The organism is Bacillus norwichensis, assembly GCF_014836955.1.
Taxonomy (GTDB): Bacteria; Bacillota; Bacilli; order Bacillales; family Bacillaceae_C; genus Siminovitchia; species Siminovitchia norwichensis.
Window position 1 is genome coordinate 17,170 of the sequence record NZ_JACSPV010000034.1, and the last position, 22,512, is coordinate 39,681.

Here is a 22,512-nt window from a genome sequence, read left to right on the forward strand (position 1 = left end):
GATAAATATTGGCTGCTTACATAGCCTGTCTTTCCACTCACTGTAATCTTCGCCCAACCGCCGGATTCCGATTGTACTGATACTTTGGCTCCAGAAGACAATTGCGCGATAATGCTTCCACTCGTTGACGCTTTGCTTCGTACATTTAGTGACGAACCGGATTGTACGTTCACATACTTTGTGACGCTCTTGGATGGAGTTGACGACACTTTATTAGCTGCTGGCTTGCTAGCGGTAGGGGCACTCGCCGATAAATACGTGCTGCTTACATAGCCCGTTTTTCCACTTACTGTTACCTTCGCCCAACCGCCGGATTCCGATTGTACCGATACTTTGGCTCCAGAAGACAATTGCGCGATAATGCTTCCGCTCGTTGACGCCTTGCTTCGTACATTTAGTGATGAGCCGGATTGTACGTTCACATATTTTGTGACAGCTTTATTCGTTGATGGAGCGGCTACCTTTGTTGAAACAGCTACCGTTGATGGGGCAGTTGCCTTGGATGGAGCAGCTGTCGTTGGAGTCGCTGCTTGTTTAGTATTGGCTTTTGGTTGATTAACAGGAACACTCACTGACAAGTATTGGGTACTTACATAGCCTGTCTTTCCATTAACAACAATCTTAGCCCAGCCATTAGATTCTGATTGAACCGATACTTTCGTTCCTCGCTCCAATTGAGCAATTACATTCCCGCTTGTTGAAGCACTGCTTCGCATGTTCAATGAAGAACCTGAATTTACACTTATGTATTTTGTCACTACTTTAGCCGGTGCTGGTGCAGGCGTTGCTACCTGCTTTGTAGTCGTTTGGCTTGTTGTTGAGGCACCAGACTTCAAAAATTGTGAACTAACATATCCGGTTTTCCCATTGATTGTTACTTTTGCCCAGCCGTCAGATTCTGATTGAACTGATACTTTCGTTCCATTTGGTAATTTGGCAATAACGCTACTGCTCGGTGATGAACTGCTCCGAACATTAAGTATTGAACCATTGTCTATAGAAACATATTTCGTTTCTAATTGAGCTTTTATAGCCGGAGGTTCAGCAGCCTGTACAGCCTCTTCAAAGGCTACTGTCGATAATGCTGCAAAACACAAACCGGGAATGACGAGCTTTCTTTTCAAACTATCACTTCCTTTAGATCGAAAAAAGTTATACTGTTATTCTACCATAATCCGGTTTCACTGGAATAAATATGCATTTATTAATCTATTTTTGTGTAACTATATCTATATATCGGTAACTCTGACAAAATTTTAAGCCTTAAAATAAATTAATGCCTCTGTTTTTTAAAAAATTCAATGCTGGCTCCAGTGAATTTTTATCAATTTGATAGACTTCCTGAATAAGGTTGATCCATTTTTCCTGTTCATTGATCTGCAACTCACTTATGTTGCGGTAGGTCATAACCTTCATCGTGCAGTTTCTAAGAAAAAAGCACTGATGTCCGTTAAAACGGACAGCTGTTATTCTCCTCATCGTAATGTTTTCATCGACATCAACATAAGATTCATCTATATCATGCGATACTTGCTCCTCCATAAGGGGCTCCCATTTAATCAGCTTTTTGACGAAAGATTTTCCATTTGAACGCCGGTCTATTTCATATTCACCAGATCTGATTTTTGTAAAAATAATTTCTTCACCAAAGCCATGTAGAACATGGTGAGGTTTCGCTTCGAGCTCGACGGGCTTCGTAATCGGAGATCCGTAGCCGACATCCACATATAAGCGCTTACTGTTGATTCTCACCATAATAGCCAAGTGTGCTGGATCCACCCTAACCAAAGAACAATCAAAGCCGAGTTCGGAAAGCAAGCGCGCAAAATTCATATTTAAGGTAAAACAGGTTCCTCCCCACCCTCTTTCAGTTAAATTTTTTACAAAATCGGGCAGCGAAGGAACCAGCTCAGGTCCATTTAAAAAATAATGAAACTTGCTGAAAGTTTCATAAGGAACTAGCGAGAGATGGTGCTGAATTAGTCTTTGTAAATAATTGATGCTTGGTAATTCCTCTTCCAATCGTAAATGCTGCAAATATTGATGTACAGCCGTTTTCATAGCTTAGCACCTCCCCGTTGGTTTCAAAAAAGCTAAGTTCTACCCTCATTCTATAAAAAAAAGCCTTGATGAATCAATATCAGTATTTCTGGGAATTAAAAATAGAATCAAATTCAAAGCCGTATGAATATCCAATTTTAGGAAATTTAGGTCAGAAAAGTGAAAGAGCGCACAGCCTTAAGCGAATTTTGATGAGGTAGTTCCCCAGCCACCACAGCAAGGCTGCTCCTCAGTTCAATTACATCGTGAAAAACTTCTCTGTACGCTTCATGCAGCTTTGCGACGAGAGAAATATTTACTTCCTTGAAGCTGTGCCGCAGGAGCACATTCTCCCTGAATAAACTTCCGCGTGACTTGATCCTTGGCCGCCTCAAGCCGCCACATCCTGTGGCTTCGATGGCACTTGTACGTCGCGAGCGACGTCTTTTCACTTCGCTCGCACTAACCACCCTGGGCGCTGGCATAGATTTCTAAATATTCCATCTGATTTTACACTTTCTAACTCTACACAAAAAGACAGCTTAACCAGCACAAGCTGCATTAAACTGTCTTTCATTTTAAGCTTATCTTTTTTCAATTTCTTGAGCAAGTAATTTGTTAACAAGCGGCGGGTTGGCCTGTCCTTTTGTAGCTTTCATCACCTGACCAACCAAGAAGCCCAAAGCACGACCCTTTCCACTCTTGAAGTCTTCAACGGATTGCTCATTAGCATCGAGGACTTCTGCAATGATTTTCAAAAGAGCCCCTTCGTCGGAAATTTGAACGAGTCCTTTTTCCTTGACGATTGTTTCAGGATCTCCGCCTTTTTCAATCAATTCGCTGAATACTTTTTTAGCGATTTTCGAAGAGATTGTACCATCTTCGATTAGCTTGATTAAACCAGCCAATCCTTCAGGAGTCAGCGCAACATCTTGGAGTTCTTTTTGCTCCGCGTTCAAATAAGCGGATACTTCTCCCATGAGCCAGTTAGACGCTTGCTTCGGATCAGCGCCTTCAGCGATTGCCGCTTCAAAGAAATCGGACATTTCTTTTGTGAGCGTAAGTACCATTGCATCATAGTCTGGAAGTCCGAGCTCTCCGACATAGCGCTGTTTTCGCGCATCCGGAAGTTCAGGAATTTCTGCGCGAACTCTTGCCTTCCACTCATCGTCAATGATGAGGTTGACAAGGTCCGGTTCAGGGAAGTAGCGGTAATCATCCGCAGTTTCCTTGACACGCATCAGAATTGTTTTACCTGTTGATTCGTCATATCGGCGTGTTTCTTGTAAAATTTCTCCGCCAGAAAGAAGTACTTCTTCTTGGCGTTTTTCTTCGTACTCTAGTCCTTTTCTTACGAAGTTAAATGAGTTCAGGTTTTTTAATTCGGTTTTCGTACCGAATTCTTCCTGCCCAACTGGACGCAAAGAGATGTTCGCGTCACAACGAAGGGAACCCTCTTCCATTTTACAATCAGATACGCCAGTGAATTGGACGATAGCTTTCAATTTTTCCAAGTAAGCATAAGCTTCTTCTGGTGAACGCATATCTGCTTCAGATACGATTTCGATGAGTGGAGTTCCCGCACGGTTTAAGTCCACCAAAGAATATCCTTTTCCTGTATGCGTCAGTTTCCCTGCGTCTTCTTCCATATGGACTCGGTTGATACGGATTTTTTTCTTCTCACCGTTCACTTCAACTTCAATCCAGCCGTTCTTTCCGATTGGATTGTCCTGCTGAGAAATTTGATATGCTTTTGGATTATCTGGGTAAAAATAGTTCTTTCTGTCAAAATCGGTTTCAGTCGCAATTTCACAGTTCAAAGCCATTGCTGCTTTCATTGCAAATTCGACCGCACGTTTATTCAATACCGGCAATACCCCAGGATAAGCAAGGTCAATCACTGTTACGTTCGCATTCGGTTCAGCCCCGAAATGGTTCGGTGCCGGTGAAAATATTTTTGAATCTGTTTTTAACTCTACGTGTACTTCAAGTCCGATAACCGTTTCAAAGTTCATTCTTTTCACCCCTTACAATTGTGGTTTTTGTTCATGATAGTTTGTTGCCTGTTCAAATGCATGAGCCACGCGATAAATGGTCTCTTCATCAAAGTAATTTCCGATGATTTGGAGACCAAGCGGTAATCCGCTACTATAACCGCACGGTACGGAAATTGCAGGAAGTCCGGCAAGGTTAACAGGGATTGTCAATAAATCGCCCGCATACATTGTCATAATGTCATCGATCATTTCGCCCATCTTATAAGCAGGAGTTGGAGTTGTCGGTCCAATGACAACATCATATTTGGAAAGGACATTGTCAAAGTCCTGCTTGATTAAAGCTCGAGCTTGTTGGGCTTTTTTATAATAAGCATCATAATAACCAGCACTCAAAGCAAACGTTCCTAGCATGATGCGGCGTTTTACTTCGTCACCAAAACCTTCGGAACGAGTCTTTTTATACAGGTCCATAAGATTTTTCGGATTCTCGGTTCTGTATCCGTAGCGGACACCATCAAAACGTGCAAGGTTGGACGATGCCTCAGAAGAAGTTACAATATAATAAGATGCCAATCCATAATCAGAATATGGAAGGGATACCTCTTCCCAAGTGGCTCCAAGTCCTTCCAAGACCTTCAATGCAGCAAGGACAGCTTCTTTGGATTCCTTGCTCACACCTTCTCCAATGTATTCTTTTGGAACGGCAATTTTTAACCCGCGAACATCGCCTGTGAGGCTGTTCACATAGTTTGGAACTTCACGTTTGATAGATGTGGAATCACGGTCATCATGACCGGAAATTGCCTCTAACACAGCCGCGTTGTCTTCAACTGTACGTGTAATTGGACCAACTTGATCAAACGAAGATGCAAATGCTACAACTCCGGAGCGGGACACTCTTCCATATGTAGGCTTCAATCCAACTACGCCGCAGAAAGCTGCCGGCTGTCTAATGGAACCACCTGTGTCAGTTCCAAGGGAAAACATGACTTCTCCAGCCGCCACTGCCGCTGCAGATCCTCCGGAAGAACCTCCTGGAACAAAATCTAGGTTCCAAGGATTATATGTAGGATGAAAGAAGGATGTTTCTGTTGTCGACCCCATTGCAAACTCGTCCATATTTGTTTTCCCGATTGTAACCGTACCTTTTGAATTCAACTTCTCCATAACGGTTGCATTATAGATAGGATCGAAGTTTTCGAGCATTTTGCTCGCACAAGTGGTAACCAGTTTTTTCGTTACAATATTATCTTTGATACCTGAAGGTATCCCGAAAAGAGTTTGGTTGGAAGCATCTGTTCCAATCTGTTCGTCCAGTTTCTTCGCTTGCGCGCGTGCATTTTCTTCATCAACTGTGATAAATGCTTTTACTTTGTCTTCCACCGCGTTGATCCGTGTAAGAGACTGATCAACAAGGTCAGAAACCGTAACTTCTTTTTTATGTAAAAGTTCATTTACTTCGGATATCTTACGGTCTAACAATGACATAGGTTTTCCTCCTTATTCCAAAATCTGCGGAACTTTGATTAATCTTTCTTCGCTTTCCGGTACATTTTTCATCGTTTCTTCAATTGGAAGTCCTTCGACCGTTTTATCATCCCGCATGACGTTCTCTTGGATGAAAACATGTGACATCGGTTTGACATTCGTTGCATCCAACTGATCCAGCTTCTCAACCATATTGATCATGTCATCAAGCTGACTAGTAAACAATTCGGCCTCTTCTTCATTAATTTCCAAGCGTGCTAAATCCGCGATATGATACACTTGCTCTTTGGTAATTCTTGACATCTATTTACACCTCCATTTATATTTCGAACCAATCGCAATACTATTGATAATATCAGAAAAAGCCAGCGCCAGGCAAGAGATACAACGTGTTGGCGCTGCATTTGATCATGCTTCTTCTGCTCTTATAAAAATCGTAGCTCATTGCTTAACATTTCGACTGTTTCATCACCAATTGTGCGAAAATCTGGGTGGTTTGTGCGATATTGAAAGTAATCGTGCGAAAAATGATTTTATCGTGCGAATTTCATGATTATCGTGCGAAATCGGCGATTATTGTGCGAACTCTGCTAAGCAGCCGCCTTACGCTTTTCTTTTGTCCAGCTTCAGGCGGCGTCCAGTCTGTACGTCGCTTAACGAGCGCTTCCGCTTTTCCTTTGTCCAGCTTCGACGCCTAGCCCCTCGAGGTCATAAGCCAATCGCTGCTGAAGGCCAACTACGCCTTCTTCAGCGCTCGTCTTATGCTTGTCGGGGCTAAGCAAGGCGTCTACGCTTTTCTAATAAATATGCACAAATGGCTTCTCCTCACCAGCGTTTCTGACGATGAGCGCCTCGGCCCCGTTTACTGAGTTGATCGCGACTTCAACATTTAGATAGTCCGGGAAGTGGTCGATAATTAATGATGTAGCCCACTGCGTGAATCCAATAATCTCAGCCTCACCGAACATTTGGACTGGGATTTCAATTTTCATGTCAACGAGCTGACCGTCTTTGTAAAAGCCACGTCCGATGACACCATTGTAATTTGGAAAATATTCCTCAATATCATCTTTAAATCTCATATAAAAAGTCTGATCATCGCGATGATCTTTTTCCGCTTCTTCAGACGGGAAAAGGACATACTCCTCATCGATTTTTTTCCAATCCCCCAGCGAATTGCCTTTATCGGATACGGCATATGAGAAGAAGTTCCCAGGAACTACGTCATTTTTTCCTTTTTGTTCAAACAAGGCAACGACGATTGGGACATCTCCCAATCCTTTCATGCCCCTCATCCGTTTCAGCACTTCCTCAGCCATCTTTTTCCCTTCGGCTTCAAGCTTGTCGTGGGAAATCTTTTGTTCGAAGGTTGCCCCGTATTTCTCTTTTTGATAATAGTGAACTGAGTTAAGGGCAAGTCCTACAACGACGCCACTCAATTTTACTGATTTTTCATTTTTGATTAAATAATTATGTTCCAAAACATGGGCTAGGTAAATCGGATTTTCTTCATTCTGTTCCTCGACAGATCCTTTACCATCATTTAATGGATTCAACCCAACATTTTGTTCGTTCTTGAGGCCTCTTTCCTTCAACTGTTCCTTCGTAAATTTTCGGTTCAGCCATAGGCCAACTGTTTCTTTATCCAAATGCTGACCTTCTTGGAACACGTATTTATCCGGAGAAAATTGCCCCATCGCCACTCGCATCAATCCGGTCTCAAACTCATTGATGTCGTATCGAGAATTGAGATTTGAAACGACCATTCCCCTTGCTTTGCTCGGCACAAACCGAATGAGTGAACGATAGGAATCGGGAAGCTGGTAATTCGGAATGATGGATGTTCCTTTTTGATCATCCTTCTTTTGGACAACTTCCTTTTCATCTTTAAACCCAGGTGCGCATCCTGTTATTAAAACTGCTCCCAGCAGCAGAGAAAACCATTTTTTCATTCCAATCTTCCACCTTTAATCATTGAGTTCTTCCAGAAGCTTTTCCTCATCCCAAATGTCTATATTTAGTTCTTGCGCTTTCGTCAGCTTCGAACCGGCATCCTCTCCCGCGATGACCAAGTCCGTCTTTTTACTGACGCTTCCTGTCACATGTCCGCCAAGTGCCTCTATTCTTTCCTTGGCTTCATTTCTCGTCAGCTTCTCAAGCTTGCCTGTTAAAACAACTATTTTGTCACTAAAAACTGCATCGGATTCCGCTGTTGTCGAAGTTCTTGGTCCCTTATATGTCATATTGACACCAGCAGATTTCAATTCAGACACTAGTTCTTCTACTTCTTCACTTTCAAAGTAAGTAGCGATGGCATCAGACATTTTCTCTCCAACCTCAGGGATAGTCACTAGGTCTTCACGAGTCGTAGCAATTAGGTTGTCCATCGTTTCATAGTGTTCAGCCAGAACTTTTGCTGCACGTTCCCCGACATGACGGATTCCCAATCCAAACAACAGTTTTTCAAGAGAATTTGCTTTGGAATTTTCAATCGCCGCCAGCAAATTATTGACAGATTTTTCTCCCATTCTCTCCAATTCAAGCAGCTGCTCTTTTTGCAGGAAGTATATATCAGCCGGATCTCTAATTAATTCATGTTCAAACAATTGGCCAATCACTTTTTCACCAAGTCCATCGATATTCATCGCATTTCGGGAAACGAAGTGAATTAATCCTTCTCTTCGCTGTGCAGGACATTTTGGATTGATACAGCGAAGTGCCACCTCCCCTTCCAATCGGACGAGGTCGCTGTCACAAGCTGGACATTGTGTCGGCATGTGAAAAACTGTCTCTTCGCCTGTTCTTCTTTCTGTCAGAACATTGACAACCTCCGGAATAATGTCACCAGCTTTTTTAATAATAACCCAGTCTCCAAGCATAATATCCTTTTCACGGATTAAATCTTCATTATGCAAAGAAGCACGCTGAACAGTCGTTCCCGCCACTTGGACAGGCTCCAATATGGCCGTTGGCGTGATGACACCTGTCCTTCCGACACTCAGGTCAATTCTTATCAATCTTGTTACCACTTCTTCGGCAGGGAATTTGTATGCAATTGCCCAGCGAGGTGATTTAGCAGTTGAACCAAGACGATCCTGCTGCTCTAAAGAATCGACCTTTATAACGATGCCGTCAATGTCATAGTTCAAGTCTGGACGTATTTCTGTCCAAGATTTTACATACTCAATCACATCGTCAATTGTTTGGCACTTTCTCCATTCTTTGTTAACCTTCAAGCCAAGCTTGGACAAGTATTCTAGTGCACTGCTGTGTGTATCGACACCAAGGGATCCATAATTTCCAATCCCATAAAGGAAAATATCGAGATGGCGGGAGGCAGCAATCCTTGGATCAAGCTGGCGTAAAGAACCGGCTGCTGCATTCCTTGGATTGGCAAACAACATTTCATCTTTCTTTTCCCTCTCTTTGTTCAGACGCTCAAACGATTTTCTTGGCATGTATGCTTCACCGCGCACTTCAAAGGTCAAGTCCTCTTTTAGGCGGAGCGGGATAGAACGGATTGTTTTTAAATTGGCTGTAATGTTTTCACCAACTGTTCCATCTCCCCTTGTTGACCCTAATATAAAGAGTCCATCTTCATATTGAAGCGAGACGGCCAGACCATCGATTTTCAACTCACATACATAGGAAAAATCGTCTCCAATCGCTTGCCGGATACGGCGGTCGAAATCCCTAAGGTCAGCTTCACCAAAAGCATTAGCAAGGCTGAGCATCGGGGTTCTGTGTTCCACCTTTTCGAAAGAGGAAAGAGCTGCACCTCCAACTCGCTGAGTTGGTGACTCAGTCGTTACCAAATCTGGAAACTCGCTTTCAATCACTGTCAATTCTCGTATCAGCCGGTCGTATTCGGCATCTGGAACAGATGGATTATCCAAAACATGGTATTCATAGTTATATTGATTGATTAAATTGTATAGTTCTTTAACCCGATTTTGGGCAGTTCCACGGTCCATGTCAAACACCCCTTTCACAACTGCATTACACTTTCTTAATGGGGGCGAATTCGGCAAGCAGGCGCTTGATCCCTACAGGGCTTGGAAAAGCGATATCGAGCTCGACGCTTCCGCCATCTTTCTTTATACTGACAACTGTTCCAATGCCCCATTTTTTATGCTCTGCACGGTCTCCCACTTTCCATTCTGCTTGGTCTGTCTCGGAAGCAGCAGGACGGATAACAGGTTTTGCCGATTTGGGCTGGCTTTCCCTGAAACCAAAGGAAGTTGCCGTCCGCGGCTTTGCTCCCGCTTCTTCTACTAGTTCATCAGGAATCTCGTTAATGAAACGGGAGACTGGATTAATATTGGTACGCCCATAAAGAGTTCGCATATATGCGTTTGTCAGATACAGCTCCTCTTCCGCCCTTGTAATTCCGACATAGGCGAGACGGCGTTCTTCTTCCATCTCCTCTTCATCCATTAGAGAACGGGTATGAGGGAAAATTCCTTCCTCCATGCCGATCAGAAAGACGACAGGGAATTCCAGTCCTTTCGCGGAGTGCAAAGTCATAAGCGTCACAGCATCATTGGCTTCTTCTGTATCATCCAGTTGATCAATATCAGCAACGAGCGCCAAGTCGGTTAAAAATGCGACCAAGCTTTTATCATCACTACCGTCTTCAAAGCTTTTGGTTACAGATAAAAATTCCTCGATATTTTCAAGCCGGCTTTCTGCTTCAAGTGTCTTCTCAGCCCTGAGCATCTCTTTATAACCGGATTTTTCAATAACCTCTTCCACAATCTCTGTCACAGAAAGATATTCTTTCATTTGTGCAAAGTTATTCATCAATTCGTGGAAAGTAGCTGATGCATTGGCGATCCTTGGGCTGACACCAATAAAATCAATCACAGTCAATGCGTCAAACATCGAAATATCCTGACTATCTGCATACGCCGCAATTTTATCGATAGAAGTAGCTCCAATTCCTCGCTTTGGTACATTGATGATCCGCTGAAGGCTGATATCATCATCAGGATTGGCAATCAGCCGCAAATAAGCAAGCAAGTCCTTAATTTCTTTTCTATCATAGAACTTTGTACCGCCCACTATGTTGTATTGGATATTAGATTTCATTAACACTTCTTCCATTACACGGGATTGGGCGTTCGTTCTATACAGAATCGCAATGTCGGACCTGTCTCTTTTTCCGCCTTCTGTCAGTTCTTTTATTTTTCCAGCAACAAACTGCGCTTCAGTTTTTTCCCCATCCGCACGATAATACATGATACTATCGCCATCATCATTGTCTGTCCAAAGATTCTTTGGCTTGCGGTTCGAGTTATTTTTAATGACTACATTGGCTGCTTCAAGAATCTTTTTCGTTGATCGGTAGTTTTGTTCGAGTAAAATAACTTTCGCACTCGGATAGTCTTTTTCAAAAGACAAGATATTTGCAATATCCGCCCCCCGCCACCTGTAAATGGACTGGTCGGAATCCCCGACAACACAAAGATTTTCAAAGCGTTTCGCCAGCAGCTTCACCAGCATATATTGTGCACGGTTTGTATCCTGGTACTCATCCACATGAATATAATGGAATTTTCTTTGATAATACTCCAACACTTCAGGTATTCTTTCGAACAGCTGGATTGTTACCATTATCAAATCATCAAAATCTAAAGAGTGGTTTCTCCGAAGCCGCCGTTGATACTCGATATAAACATCACTTACGATTTTGTCATAGTAACCTGCAGCTTCCTTTTCGTAATCCTCAGGCGTGATCAACTCGTTTTTCGCATTGCTGATAGATCCCAGTATCGCTCGTGGATCAAATTTCTTAGGATCAATATTCTTATCCTTTAAAACACCTTTGATGACAGAGAGCTGATCTGTCGTATCCAGAATGGAAAAATTACGATTATACCCCAGACGATCGATATCACGCCGCAGCATCCTCACACACATGGAGTGGAAAGTCGATATCCATACATCCTGTGCACCGGTCCCGATAATTTTTCCAATTCTTTCCTTCATCTCTCTAGCAGCCTTATTTGTAAAGGTAATGGCAAGGATATTGTAAGGGTTGACTCCTTTTTCCAACATCAGATAGGCAACACGGTGAGTCAGTACTCTCGTCTTCCCACTTCCCGCACCAGCCATAATCAACAATGGTCCATCCGTTGCTTTAACTGCTTCTTTCTGCTCCTTATTCAATCCTTCAAGCAGATTTCCTGCTAAAAATTTCACATCATCACCCACCTAAAAGAACATTCGTTCTTATTATAACAATAATATTATCTATTTTTAACAACTCGAACTGTTTTTAAAGCCTCTTCAAGGTTTTCATATACGGCATTGCCAACAATCACAACATCCGCATGTTCCCCCATTTCTTTTGCTTGGCTGGCCGTCGAAATTCCGCCCCCATAAAACAAGGTGGTCTCTTCAAGCTCTTCTTTTACAGCTCGGACGATATTCGGATCTCCGTATGTACCGCTATATTCCAAATAAAAAACCGGCATGCGAAACATCTTTTCAGCCATCATTGCATAAGCGATGACATCGGATTCAGCCAAATCTGTGTTGGCATCCGTCAGCTTCGCTGCCTTGCAGTCCCCATTTAGAATACAATATCCTTCAACAATCATTTCTTCCCAGTCGATTAATATTCCGTATTCCTTAACCGCCTCATGATGTATCCCACTAACCCAGCGAACATCGCGGCTGTTCAGAACCGATGGGATAAAATATAAATCAAATCCCGGTGTGATGGATTCGATATTGCTCACTTCCAAAGCGCATGGCACCGTGTAACGCCGGACTCTTGCCATGAGATCCAACACATTATCCAGCGTGACTTCATCCGTCCCACCAATAATAATAGCATCCGTTCCGGATTCACAAATTTTTTCCAGCGCCTCGGATGAAATTTCTTTATTCGGATCCAATTTAAAAGCATGGCGCCATTTCGTGACATCATACATAAGCCCCGCGTCCTCCATTCTCCAATTCCGTACACTATTATAACATTACAATGACCAAACTCCGAGATGAAATATGTAGAAATGATTGGGGGAATTGATTGAAATTTTTGGCCCTCTATTTGAAATCTGTAGTATCTATCAGAAGAATTGCTAGATGATTAAGGAAAAATAAAAATTTGCGCAAACCCAAAAGCCGCAGTATCACGTCTGCGGCTTTTCTTTTTCCACTATCCGGTTTAATACCATTTCATACGAATCATTGCCGTAATTTAGGCAACGTTTGACTCGGGAAATGGTCGCTGTACTTGCTCCGGTTGCGGCTTCTATTTTTTGATACGTATTCCCTTCCCGTAGCATCTTGGCTACTTCCAGACGCTGGGACAAAGATTGGATTTCGTTGATTGTGCAAAGGTCATCAAAGAATTCGTAGCACTCATCCATGTCTTTTAACGATAAGATCGCTTCAAACAATTGGTCAAGCGCTTTTCCTCTTAACTTTTCAATCTGCATTTAAAAATCCCCTTTATAGTGCATGTTCAAAAAGTTGCCAAATTAAAAGCAAAAAGGTAGAGATACCGAGCAGTGAAAGTTAGACATGAACCATACAGCCGCTTAATGTTTAATGACTTGTCTAAGTTCTTGTCATTCACCGAATGATACTATTGTCATTTCCGGAACAATATTAATCCATGTTTTTCCCGGCACCCATTTCATTGGCTCGCCGTCTTTATATGGCAAAATTCTTCCATCTTCATTTTTCCATTCAGCTTCCTGCATGATTCCTTTTTGAAAAACATATGCTTTTCCGCCTGAATGAAGATCAATCTCTCGTCTGCCTTTTCCATCCTTGGTTGTATGAGCTGCTTCAATAACAATCACATTATCAAGAAGAACAGGTTTATCGTTGTCGTATTCAACTGTCTCCGCCTCTTCAGAAGAACGAGTATATTTTTCCTTTTGAGCGTCATATTTGTACTCTGCCGTAAAAGTTGAATTTTGGCTGTATGCTATCTTCACGTTTGAAGCCGCATCACCTTCAAGGTTTCCAGCCACTTCATCTGTGAAAAAGTTCAGAGGCTTCGGCGCTTTACTCAAATCATAGCCGGCATCTTCCGCACCTTTTTCGATATTTTTAAAAGTAATATAGGAATTATGCGGTGCTTTACGAAAACTTGCCCGCTTAAACAAAGTCCCGTCATGCTGAATTCCGTTAATATTGTCAATTGTTCCTGATGCCAGTGTCTTCTTTGCTTCCGGACTATATCCATGAGCTATAAATAAGGCATCATAACCCTGAGCCAAGTCAATAAAATACTGCCTTGCACTACGAACTGGGCCGATATTCTCCGGTTTTTCACTTTGGAATATGGCTAAAAATCTCGTGACATCTCCTTCAGCCAATACCTCATATACGATATCTGCTTGAGATAAACCACTTTGAGGTCTCGCATTCGGATGATTATTGATTGTCACAGCCACTGCACGTTCGGGAGATTCTATCCTGGCTTCCACTCCAGTCAATGGGGCCGAAGTTTTTACTCCTTCTTGTTTTTCTGACTGCTTTTCAGGCTGCTGAGAGTCGTTTTTACTACATGCTGCTACAAACAGTATGAATGTTGCTATTATCACGAATACCAATCGTGTAAGTTTCACAATCCCATCCCCTAATTCACTCAAATTCTCTTACTCTCAACTATTTTAACGCATTAACGTTGGAAAGAGTACTGTTTTATTCATTACATCGTACATTCCTCGTTGAGTCACCCGAATATACGGCAAATGAGTAGAAGATAGGAAAAATAAGGAATAGACAGGATCCGAAAACGGATATCCTCTGTCTGCAAGCAGATGCCTTAACTCTTCCTCCTCTTCTATGAGCATCGGAAGATCTTTATTTGACATCATACCTGCAAGCGGGAGACGGATCTCGTGGATAACCGACCCATTTTCAGCTAGCACAATACCGCCGCCGATTTCTTTCATTCTTTTAAAAGCAAGCCTCATATCATTCTTGTTTTTTCCAATTAAAATAATATCTCCGGTAGTGGAAAATGAAGAAACAAATCCGGATACATTTGTGGCAAATCCTTTTAGCATTGTATTGATTCTCCACTTTCCCTTTCTGTCCACCAGTGCAAAAAAGGATTCGTTACTGTCCTTCGGCAGCTCATCCAATGAAACATCCATCGCTATGGAATAAGGCTTCGTAATGACACTATTCATCATTTTTATACCGAAAGGCATGGAAAATTCAAGGTCATCCATCGTTATTTCCCAATCCAAAGCTAAGGGCTCGATTCCATACTCTTCCCAATGAATATCTTTGTCTATGACAATCGGTTCTCCATCTTTTTTTAGCCACCGCCCTTTTGCAAGGACAGAAATAGGCGTCGGATTAGTTTCGTCTTCCAGGAAGTTGATATTGGCAATTCTTCCTGTTCCAATCATGCCATGGAGATGCTGCAAATTATAATGTCTAGCAATATTATAAGATGCCATTTGATAAGCATCAATCGCGGGGACGCCGCTATCAATCGCCATGCGGATCATGACATCTATCATTCCTTGTTTGTAAAAAGCAGGGGTCGAACCGTCTGTTGTAAACAACATCGAGTCATACTGATCCAATCCCATCTTTTTCATATCCTTCAAAAGGACTGGTAAATCCGGTCGAATGGACGAGTGCCTTAATGACACGATATATCCCTGCATAAGGCGTTTGTAAATATCCTCGCCAGTCATTGCCTCATGGTCACAATCCGCACCAAAAAGCATTAGCTTAGCAAGGGTTTTATCGGAAGCGCCAGGAAAATGCCCTTCGACTTTTTTACCAAGACGCTTTGTTTCCTGAATCCAATGCAGTACGAGATCGTCGCCGTCCACAAGTTGAGGCCAGCCGCTCAATTCGCCGCCTTGCACAACTTTGTCATGTTCCAGCCAAGCCTTCACATCGCTGTTCGAAAAAATAATTTCTTCCCCGTTCAGCTCTGTTTGAGCATCATAGCGCGTCCACCAATACATCGTAACAGGTGACTCGTCAAATTTCGCCAACAGGGAAAACGCTTTCTTTTTCTGTAAATGTAAAAAGAGCAGAAGGTTATCATTTATCGTTGTTGTCGTCCCGGTTTGGGCAGCGTGCCGTGAGAATGTTTGCGGATTGTACAATAGAAATGGATGAACATGCGGTTCAATATAACCTGGCACCAATGTCAGCCCAGTGCAGTCCACAACTTCAGTTCCCGCTGTATTTATTGGGAGCGCCTCACCTGCATACACAATTCGATCATTTTGAATCCATATATTTCCTTCCACCCATCTGTGAAGCATTGAATGTAAAAAGCGGGCGTTTGTTAATAAAATTTCAGGCGGCTTTTTTCCATCAATAATCGCAGCCTGTTCACGTATCTCTTTATTCCTCCATCTATATCTCTGTTCCAAGTCTCAACCCTCCCTAGGGAGTTCATTCTGATTTTACTAATTTTAACATACTTTTCAATTTAACGCAGTGAAGATTGAAAAGCGATTCCAAAAAATTTGTGAAATTGGAAATTGGGGTCGAAATTGGGGTCTGACCCCCAGCGCTTTAACGCGTTAATCTGTTGGGGGTCAGACCCCAACTTTGACAACTTTGATCAAAAAAACTCCCGCCCACAGGCAGGAGTTGATTCTATAATGCTTTATATCCAATATCTTTCCGGTAAAAGAAATGGTCGCTGTTAAGCTTAGTCATTTCCTTATATACATTGTCGGATGCAGCAGCAATGTCCGCCCCCTTAGCTGCCAAAAGAAGCAAGCGGCCTCCGTTGGAAACGTACGTCTCTTCTTCATTTCCAGCTGCTGTCCCTGCATGAAACACCTTAATGGAAGGATTCAATGCTTTCAAATCAGGAAGCGCCAATCCTTTTTCATAGTCGCCAGGATATCCGTTGGATGCATAAACAACCCCGATCACTGCATCTTCCGACCACTCAATGACAGGATCTTTCCCATCAAGAATATCATTTACCAGTACAGCCAAATCACTGTCGAGACGTTCAAGCACGACCTGTGTTTCAGGATCTCCAAACCGCGCATTGAATTCAATCGTTTTGGAGCCGTCTTTTGTTAAAATCAAACCAGCATATAAAATTCCGGTGAACGGTCTTCCTTCTTCAATCATCGCATTGGCTGTCGGAACCAAAATATCTTTCACAGCCTGCTCCACTTCAGCAGATGGAATATGGGGGACAGGGGAATAAGCCCCCATGCCGCCTGTATTTGGACCTTGATCTCCATCAAAAGCACGTTTATGATCCTGCGCGATGACCATCGGATAGACTTTGTCCTCGTTGACAAAAGCCATCAGCGAATACTCTTCACCTTCCAAGAACTCTTCAATCACAACACTGGCAGATGACTCACCGAATTTCTCATCCAGCAGCATATCTTTCAATGCCGCGTGTGCCTCTTCGAGCGTCATGGCTACAACTACGCCTTTTCCAGCAGCAAGCCCGTCTGCTTTGATGACAATCGGTGCTCCTTGTTTATCAACATAAGCTTTCGCTTCCTTATAAGAATGAAAAGTTTCATAGGCAGCCGTTGGAATCTTGTATTTTTTCATTAAATCCTTTGCAAAGGATTTACTTCCTTCGATAATCGCAGCATTTTTTCTTGGTCCAAAAATTTTAAGACCTGCCGCTTGGAATTCATCGACGATTCCAGCATTCAGCGGTACTTCCGGTCCGACAATCGTCAAATCCATCTTCTCTTCTTTAGCCAAAGCGATCAAATCTGCAAAAGCTGTTTCTTTAATTGGTACTACAGTCGCATCTTCAGAAATTCCCGCATTCCCCGGTGCACAAAAGACTTCCGTCACCTGCTTGCTTTCTTTCAATTTTTTACAGATGGCGTGTTCCCTTCCGCCTCCGCCAACAACTAACACTTTCAAAGAAATTCACCATCCATTGTTTTAGTGTTTAAAATGACGCACGCCGGTAAATACCATAGCAATTCCATGTTCATCAGCTGCTTTGATTGAATCTTCATCGCGGATAGATCCCCCTGGCTGAATGATAGCCGAAATGCCTGCTTTTGCAGCCTCTTCTACTGTATCACTCATCGGGAAGAAAGCATCTGATGCGAGCACAGCACCTCTCGCTCTTTCCCCTGCCTGCTCAATCGCAATTTTAGCCGCTCCAACACGGTTCATTTGACCCGCACCTACACCAAGAGTCATCGCTTCATCTGCAACAACGATGGCATTTGACTTCACATGCTTAACCACTTTCCATGCCAGTTTTAAGGCTTCCATTTCCTCTTCTGACGGCTTCCGCTTCGTCGGAATTGTAAGCTCTGCATCATCAAATCCAAGGGCATCCTGATCTTGTACCAGCAATCCGCCTTCAATGGATGTAAGAACTTTTTCTAGAGCATTTTTTTCATTAAAAGAAATCGTCAACAGCCGGATATTTTTCTTGGTAGTTAAGATGCTCAGTGCTTCTTCTGTAAAAGAAGGCGCAATGATGATTTCCAAGAAAATTTCTTTCAAGATAATTGCAGCACTTTCGTCCACTTCGCGGTTGAATGCAATGATTCCACCGAAAATAGAGGTCGGATCAGCTTCATACGCTTTTGAAAAAGCATCCGCAGCATTCTCACCAGTTCCGACACCACAAGGGTTCATGTGTTTGACGGCTACTGCAGCAGGTTCGCCAAATTCTTTTACAATCTGAAGTGCTGCATCAGCATCGCGAATATTGTTAAAAGATAGCTCTTTCCCATGAAGTTGCTTGGCACGCGCAATAGAAAACTTCGAACCAAGTGGCTTTTCATAAAAAGTCGCTTTTTGATGCGGATTTTCTCCGTATCTCAACGATTGTTTCAATTCATAAGTGAATGTGACTCTTTCAGGCTGCTCTTCGCCTGCCAGGTTTGTCATATATTCCGCAATTAATGCATCATAAGATGCTGTATGGCGATATACCTTTGCCGCAAGCTTTCTTCTTGTTTCAAGCGAAACATTCCCGTTTGAGCGAAGTTCATTTAAGACCTGTCCATAATCCGCAGCATCAACGATAACAGCGACACTTTCGTGGTTCTTTGCAGAAGCACGAAGCATCGCAGGACCACCGATATCAATATTCTCGATTGCATCTTCGACGGTTACGCCGGGTTTTTCAATCGTTTTCTGGAACGGATACAGATTGACACAAACCACATCAATTCCCTTGATTCCCTGCTCTTCTAGCTGAGCCATATGGGATGGATCATTCTTTTTGGCTAGTAATCCTCCATGAATGAAAGGATGAAGTGTTTTGACACGACCTTCCAAGATTTCTGGAAATCCTGTTACCTCGTCAACAGCCGTTACAGGTAGATTGTTCTCTTCCAGCATTTTTTTCGTTCCGCCGGTTGATAAAATTTCAAATCCTAAATCGATTAATTCCTTCGCAAAGTCAACGACTCCGCTTTTATCTGACACACTGATGAGCGCTCGTTTCATTCTTGCAGCACCTTCCATTTATCATTTTCCTTCAAACAGCTTATCAAGCGTTTCCGGATAAAATTCATGTTCAATTTTGTGGACCTGTTGCGCAACCTCATCTTCAGTCGCATCGTTCTGAATTTCGAGGGCCTTCTGAGCAATAATCGGCCCCGTATCCATTCCTTCATCAACAAAGTGAATCGTGACTCCTGTCACTTTCACACCTGCGGCTACTGCTTGACCTATCGCATCAACACCCGGAAAAGCAGGTAATAGCGACGGATGAATATTGATAATTTTTCCAGGATAGTTTTCAAGAAGCACTGACCCAATCAAACGCATGTATCCGGCCAATACGATATAGTCCACATGATTATTTTGGAGCTCTTCATGAAGCATTGTTTCAAACTCCGCTTTGGATGCATACTGCTTTGGACTGAATTCCAAAACAGGTACCCCAGCTTTTCTCGCTCTTTCTACGACAAAAGCGCCTGGCTTGTCACATACAAGCAATTTTATTTCTGCCCGGAGCTTTCCAGATTCAACTGCGTCATGGATAGCTTGAAAATTACTGCCGTTCCCTGATGCAAATACTGCTATTTTTTTCACTGTTGTGTACCTGCCCCTGTAAATTGTACGCCTTCTCCCTTAATAACAGTGCCAAGCTTATAAGCTTTATCGCCCTGCTCGATGAAAAAGCGAACGGCTTCGTCAGCATCGTCTGGATCTACTGCCAAGACAAAACCAATTCCCATGTTAAAAATATTATACATTTCCTCCGTCTGAAGCTTGCCATATTTTTTCAAAGCTTCAAAGATAGGCAGAATAGGCCAAGAACCTTCTTTCACTTCTGCTCCTAAACCTTCTGGAAGCATCCTTGGAATATTTTCAATAAAACCACCGCCAGTAATATGAGCCATCCCTTTGATTTCAAACTCCCGAAGCGCAGAAATGACCTGCTTCACATAAATTCGCGTAGGTGTGAGCAGTTCTTCTCCAAGCGGACCGTTCAATTCTGGCAATCTTTCATCAAGGGAGAATTGATTTTCTCCGAAGAAGATTTTACGGACAAGTGAATAGCCGTTGCTGTGGATCCCACTTGAAGCAAGACCGATTAGCACATCTCCGTCATTGATATTCTCTCCATTAATTAATTGGGACTTTTCGCAAGCACCCACTGTAAAACCGGCAAGATCATATTCATCTTCCTTATACATTCCTGGCATTTCTGCAGTCTCTCCGCCAATCAGAGCACATCCAGCCTGCTCGCAACCGTCCGCGATTCCCTTAACAATCTGTTCGATTTTATCCGGAACTGCCTTTCCGCAAGCGATATAGTCGAGAAAATAAAGAGGCTCTGCTCCTTGGACAACGACATCATTCACACACATCGCTACACAATCAACACCGATTGTATCGTGTTTGTCCAGCATGAAAGCAAGCATCAGCTTTGTTCCGACTCCATCTGTACCAGAAATGAGGACAGGTTCCTTCATATTCATCTCTGATAAGTCAAACGTACCGCCAAATCCGCCCAGTTGTCCCATGACACCGGTCCTGTTTGTCCGTTTCACATGCTTCTTTATTTTCTCAACCGCTTCGTAACCAGCTTCAATATTAACTCCGGCTCTTTGGTAGGCATCAGCCATCCTTATTGCCCCCTATCACGTTTTTACACTCAAGTGGCGGCGAATGTTTCGCCGCCTTGTTTTAAAAATGTCATGTATCATGAATTGTGCGAAATCCTAGATTATCGTTCGATATTTGGATTTATTGTGCGATATTCCAAATAATTGTGCGAAAATCAAGATTATCGTGCGATATCTTACATAATCGTGCGAACCGCTTTTTCTCCATCGTGTATCTCGTCAGGAGGCGTCCAGTCTATACGCCGCTTAGCGTCGCCCTTCGCTTTTCTTATGGCCAGCTTCGGTGTCTAGCCCCTCGAGGTCATAATCCATTCCCTGTGGTGGCTGAAGTACTGCCTCCTCGTGAATCGTCTTATGCTTGTCGGGGCTAATCAAGACACCTCCGTTTTTCTATTGTCTAGCTTCGGGCTCCAGCGACTAGCAGACTTCCTTCTCCTTCCTACGATAAGTCAACATCGGCTCGCCTTTGGCTTCACCGTGTTTCCTTTATCTCGTCAGGAGGCGTCCAGTCTATACGCCGCTTAGCGTCGCCCTCCGCTTTTCTTTATTCCATCTCTTTTTCGTATGGCAACGGCGTATCTGGGTAGATTTCGGTTGGGTATTCGCCTGTAAAACAGGCCATACACTGACCACAGTTTTTACCAAGTTCTTCTCTTCCGATTGACTCCAGCATTCCATCGACGCTCAAGAATGTGAGTGAATCTGCCCCAATGATCTCTCGGATTTCCTCCACGCTATGGTCAGATGCAATCAATTCTTCGTGAGTAGAAACATCAATACCATAAAAGCATGGATTCGTCATTGGCGGTGAGCTGATACAAACATGAACCTCCGTTGCACCTGCTTCTTTTAACATTCGTACAATCCTTCGGCTGGTCGTCCCACGTACGATGGAATCATCGACCATGATGACACGCTTTCCTTCGACTACCTTGCGGACAGGGGACAATTTCATTTTGACCCCTTGCTCGCGAAGCTCCTGAGTTGGTTTGATAAAAGTTCTTCCAACATACCTGTTTTTGATCAAACCAAGCTCGTATGGAATACCAGCGGTTTCCGCAAAGCCGATAGCGGAGGAAATACTTGAATCTGGGACTCCAGTAACGACGTCACCCTCGATATTTGCTTCAATTGCGAGTTGCTTTCCAAGATTTTTTCTGGCCGTATGAATGTTGATCCCGCGTATGTCACTGTCTGGTCTTGAAAAATAAACATATTCCATCGTACACATGGAATGAGATCCTGATAGTGAAAAGCGCTCTTCATACAAACCTTCATCATTAATGATGATTAATTCTCCAGGTTCAACATCGCGAATGTACTCCGCTCCAATCAAATCGTAGGCACACGTTTCCGAAGCAACACAATATGCATCTCCCACTTTTCCTATCGAAAGCGGCCGTAATCCATTCGGATCCTGCGCAATAATCAATTCATTCTCAGTTAATACGATTAAAGCATACGCACCTTTTACCATTGAAAGTGCATTTTTCACCTTGTCTTTCAATGCCAAGTACCCGCTGCGTTTAATCAAATGCGCAAGTGCTTCCGTATCTGTATTTGTTTGAAAAATACTTCCTTGCATTTCCAATTGGTGCCTTAAATCATTTGCATTGATCAAATTTCCCGTATGTGAAAGAGCAAGACTTCCACTTGAGGAATGGAAGAGAAGCGGCTGGATATTTTCAATGCCGCTCTTTCCTGTATATCTAACATGGCCAATCGCTCCGGCACCTTTGAGGCTGTCAAGCTTCTTTTCGTCAAAAACGTCGTTGACAAGCCCATCTCCTTTTATGCCTTTCATGCGCTTTCCGTCTGTTACAACAATTCCGGCGCCTTCTTGCCCTCTATGCTGTAGACTGTGCAGACCATAATATGTCATTCTGGCTGCATCAGGGTGACCCCATATTCCAAACACACTGCATACCTCATTT

General features: G+C 43.1%; 17 protein-coding genes. All 17 read right to left on the reverse strand.

The features are described 5' to 3' along the window. Positions 1-1,124: SH3 domain-containing protein (locus H9631_RS16175; protein ID WP_191814617.1), on the reverse strand; the 1,124-nt coding region annotated here is incomplete at its 3' end. A 139-nt stretch (positions 1,125-1,263) separates the two neighbouring features. Further along, positions 1,264-2,061 carry an arylamine N-acetyltransferase gene (locus tag H9631_RS16180; protein ID WP_191814619.1) on the reverse strand — a complete coding sequence of 266 codons (798 nt, stop codon included), beginning with the start codon at positions 2,059-2,061 and terminating at the stop codon, positions 1,264-1,266. Positions 2,062-2,624: 563 nt separating this feature from the next. Then, a complete protein-coding gene (gene gatB / locus H9631_RS16185; protein ID WP_191814621.1) occupies positions 2,625-4,055 on the reverse strand; it encodes an Asp-tRNA(Asn)/Glu-tRNA(Gln) amidotransferase subunit GatB in 1,431 nt (476 codons plus the stop codon). Between the two features lie 12 nt (positions 4,056-4,067). After that, on the reverse strand, positions 4,068-5,525 hold the full coding sequence (gatA, locus tag H9631_RS16190; RefSeq protein ID WP_191814623.1) for an Asp-tRNA(Asn)/Glu-tRNA(Gln) amidotransferase subunit GatA: 1,458 nt from the start codon (positions 5,523-5,525) through the stop codon (positions 4,068-4,070). A 12-nt stretch (positions 5,526-5,537) separates the two neighbouring features. Further along, entirely contained in the window at positions 5,538-5,828 is a 291-nt protein-coding gene (gene gatC / locus H9631_RS16195) for an Asp-tRNA(Asn)/Glu-tRNA(Gln) amidotransferase subunit GatC (RefSeq protein ID WP_160708607.1), read from the reverse strand. 494 nt (positions 5,829-6,322) lie between these two features. Beyond that, positions 6,323-7,477, reverse strand: coding sequence for a CamS family sex pheromone protein (locus H9631_RS16200; protein WP_191814624.1), 1,155 nt, complete (start codon positions 7,475-7,477; stop codon positions 6,323-6,325). Positions 7,478-7,492: 15 nt separating this feature from the next. Then, positions 7,493-9,499, reverse strand: a complete 2,007-nt coding sequence (ligA, locus tag H9631_RS16205; protein ID WP_191814626.1) for an NAD-dependent DNA ligase LigA — start codon at positions 9,497-9,499, stop codon at positions 7,493-7,495. Between the two features lie 25 nt (positions 9,500-9,524). After that, entirely contained in the window at positions 9,525-11,729 is a 2,205-nt protein-coding gene (gene pcrA / locus H9631_RS16210) for a DNA helicase PcrA (protein ID WP_191814628.1), read from the reverse strand. A 47-nt stretch (positions 11,730-11,776) separates the two neighbouring features. Then, a complete protein-coding gene (locus tag H9631_RS16215; RefSeq protein WP_191814630.1) occupies positions 11,777-12,466 on the reverse strand; it encodes a heptaprenylglyceryl phosphate synthase in 690 nt (229 codons plus the stop codon). A gap of 201 nt (positions 12,467-12,667) precedes the next feature. Beyond that, a complete protein-coding gene (locus H9631_RS16220) occupies positions 12,668-12,976 on the reverse strand; it encodes a YerC/YecD family TrpR-related protein (protein WP_191814632.1) in 309 nt (102 codons plus the stop codon). A 132-nt stretch (positions 12,977-13,108) separates the two neighbouring features. Next, complete coding sequence (locus H9631_RS16225) at positions 13,109-14,119, reverse strand: DUF3048 domain-containing protein (RefSeq protein WP_191814634.1); 1,011 nt, start codon at positions 14,117-14,119, stop codon at positions 13,109-13,111. A gap of 45 nt (positions 14,120-14,164) precedes the next feature. Continuing rightward, positions 14,165-15,904 (reverse strand): adenine deaminase C-terminal domain-containing protein, encoded by a 1,740-nt coding sequence (locus H9631_RS16230; protein ID WP_191814636.1) that lies wholly within the window; start codon positions 15,902-15,904, stop codon positions 14,165-14,167. 229 nt (positions 15,905-16,133) lie between these two features. Further along, positions 16,134-17,393: a phosphoribosylamine--glycine ligase gene (gene purD, locus H9631_RS16235; RefSeq protein WP_191814638.1), complete on the reverse strand. Its 1,260-nt coding sequence runs from the start codon at positions 17,391-17,393 to the stop codon at positions 16,134-16,136. 21 nt (positions 17,394-17,414) lie between these two features. Beyond that, the gene (purH, locus tag H9631_RS16240; protein ID WP_225221102.1) at positions 17,415-18,965 is read right to left on the reverse strand and encodes a bifunctional phosphoribosylaminoimidazolecarboxamide formyltransferase/IMP cyclohydrolase; all 1,551 of its coding nucleotides are present in this window, start codon (positions 18,963-18,965) and stop codon (positions 17,415-17,417) included. 3 nt (positions 18,966-18,968) lie between these two features. Continuing rightward, positions 18,969-19,538 carry a phosphoribosylglycinamide formyltransferase gene (purN, locus tag H9631_RS16245; protein ID WP_191814642.1) on the reverse strand — a complete coding sequence of 190 codons (570 nt, stop codon included), beginning with the start codon at positions 19,536-19,538 and terminating at the stop codon, positions 18,969-18,971. Next, complete coding sequence (gene purM, locus H9631_RS16250; RefSeq protein ID WP_191814644.1) at positions 19,535-20,578, reverse strand: phosphoribosylformylglycinamidine cyclo-ligase; 1,044 nt, start codon at positions 20,576-20,578, stop codon at positions 19,535-19,537. The genes purN and purM overlap by 4 nt, the downstream gene beginning before the upstream one ends. A 544-nt stretch (positions 20,579-21,122) precedes the next feature. Beyond that, entirely contained in the window at positions 21,123-22,496 is a 1,374-nt protein-coding gene (gene purF, locus H9631_RS16255) for an amidophosphoribosyltransferase (RefSeq protein ID WP_318246824.1), read from the reverse strand. Positions 22,497-22,512: the final 16 nt, after the last annotated feature.

Bases quoted from the DNA above. Each gene is read 5' to 3' on its own strand.
- purH (WP_225221102.1), bottom strand. From the start codon at position 18,965: ATGGAAGGTGCTGCAAGAATGAAACGAGCGCTCATCAGTGTGTCAGAT.
- H9631_RS16215 (WP_191814630.1), bottom strand. From the start codon at position 12,466: ATGTATGATGTCACGAAATGGCGCCATGCTTTTAAATTGGATCCGAAT.
- gatB (WP_191814621.1), bottom strand. From the start codon at position 4,055: ATGAACTTTGAAACGGTTATCGGACTTGAAGTACACGTAGAGTTAAAA.
- ligA (WP_191814626.1), bottom strand. From the start codon at position 9,499: ATGGACCGTGGAACTGCCCAAAATCGGGTTAAAGAACTATACAATTTA.
- H9631_RS16220 (WP_191814632.1), bottom strand. From the start codon at position 12,976: ATGCAGATTGAAAAGTTAAGAGGAAAAGCGCTTGACCAATTGTTTGAA.
- purM (WP_191814644.1), bottom strand. From the start codon at position 20,578: ATGGCTGATGCCTACCAAAGAGCCGGAGTTAATATTGAAGCTGGTTAC.
- H9631_RS16200 (WP_191814624.1), bottom strand. From the start codon at position 7,477: ATGAAAAAATGGTTTTCTCTGCTGCTGGGAGCAGTTTTAATAACAGGA.
- gatA (WP_191814623.1), bottom strand. From the start codon at position 5,525: ATGTCATTGTTAGACCGTAAGATATCCGAAGTAAATGAACTTTTACAT.
- gatC (WP_160708607.1), bottom strand. From the start codon at position 5,828: ATGTCAAGAATTACCAAAGAGCAAGTGTATCATATCGCGGATTTAGCA.
- H9631_RS16180 (WP_191814619.1), bottom strand. From the start codon at position 2,061: ATGAAAACGGCTGTACATCAATATTTGCAGCATTTACGATTGGAAGAG.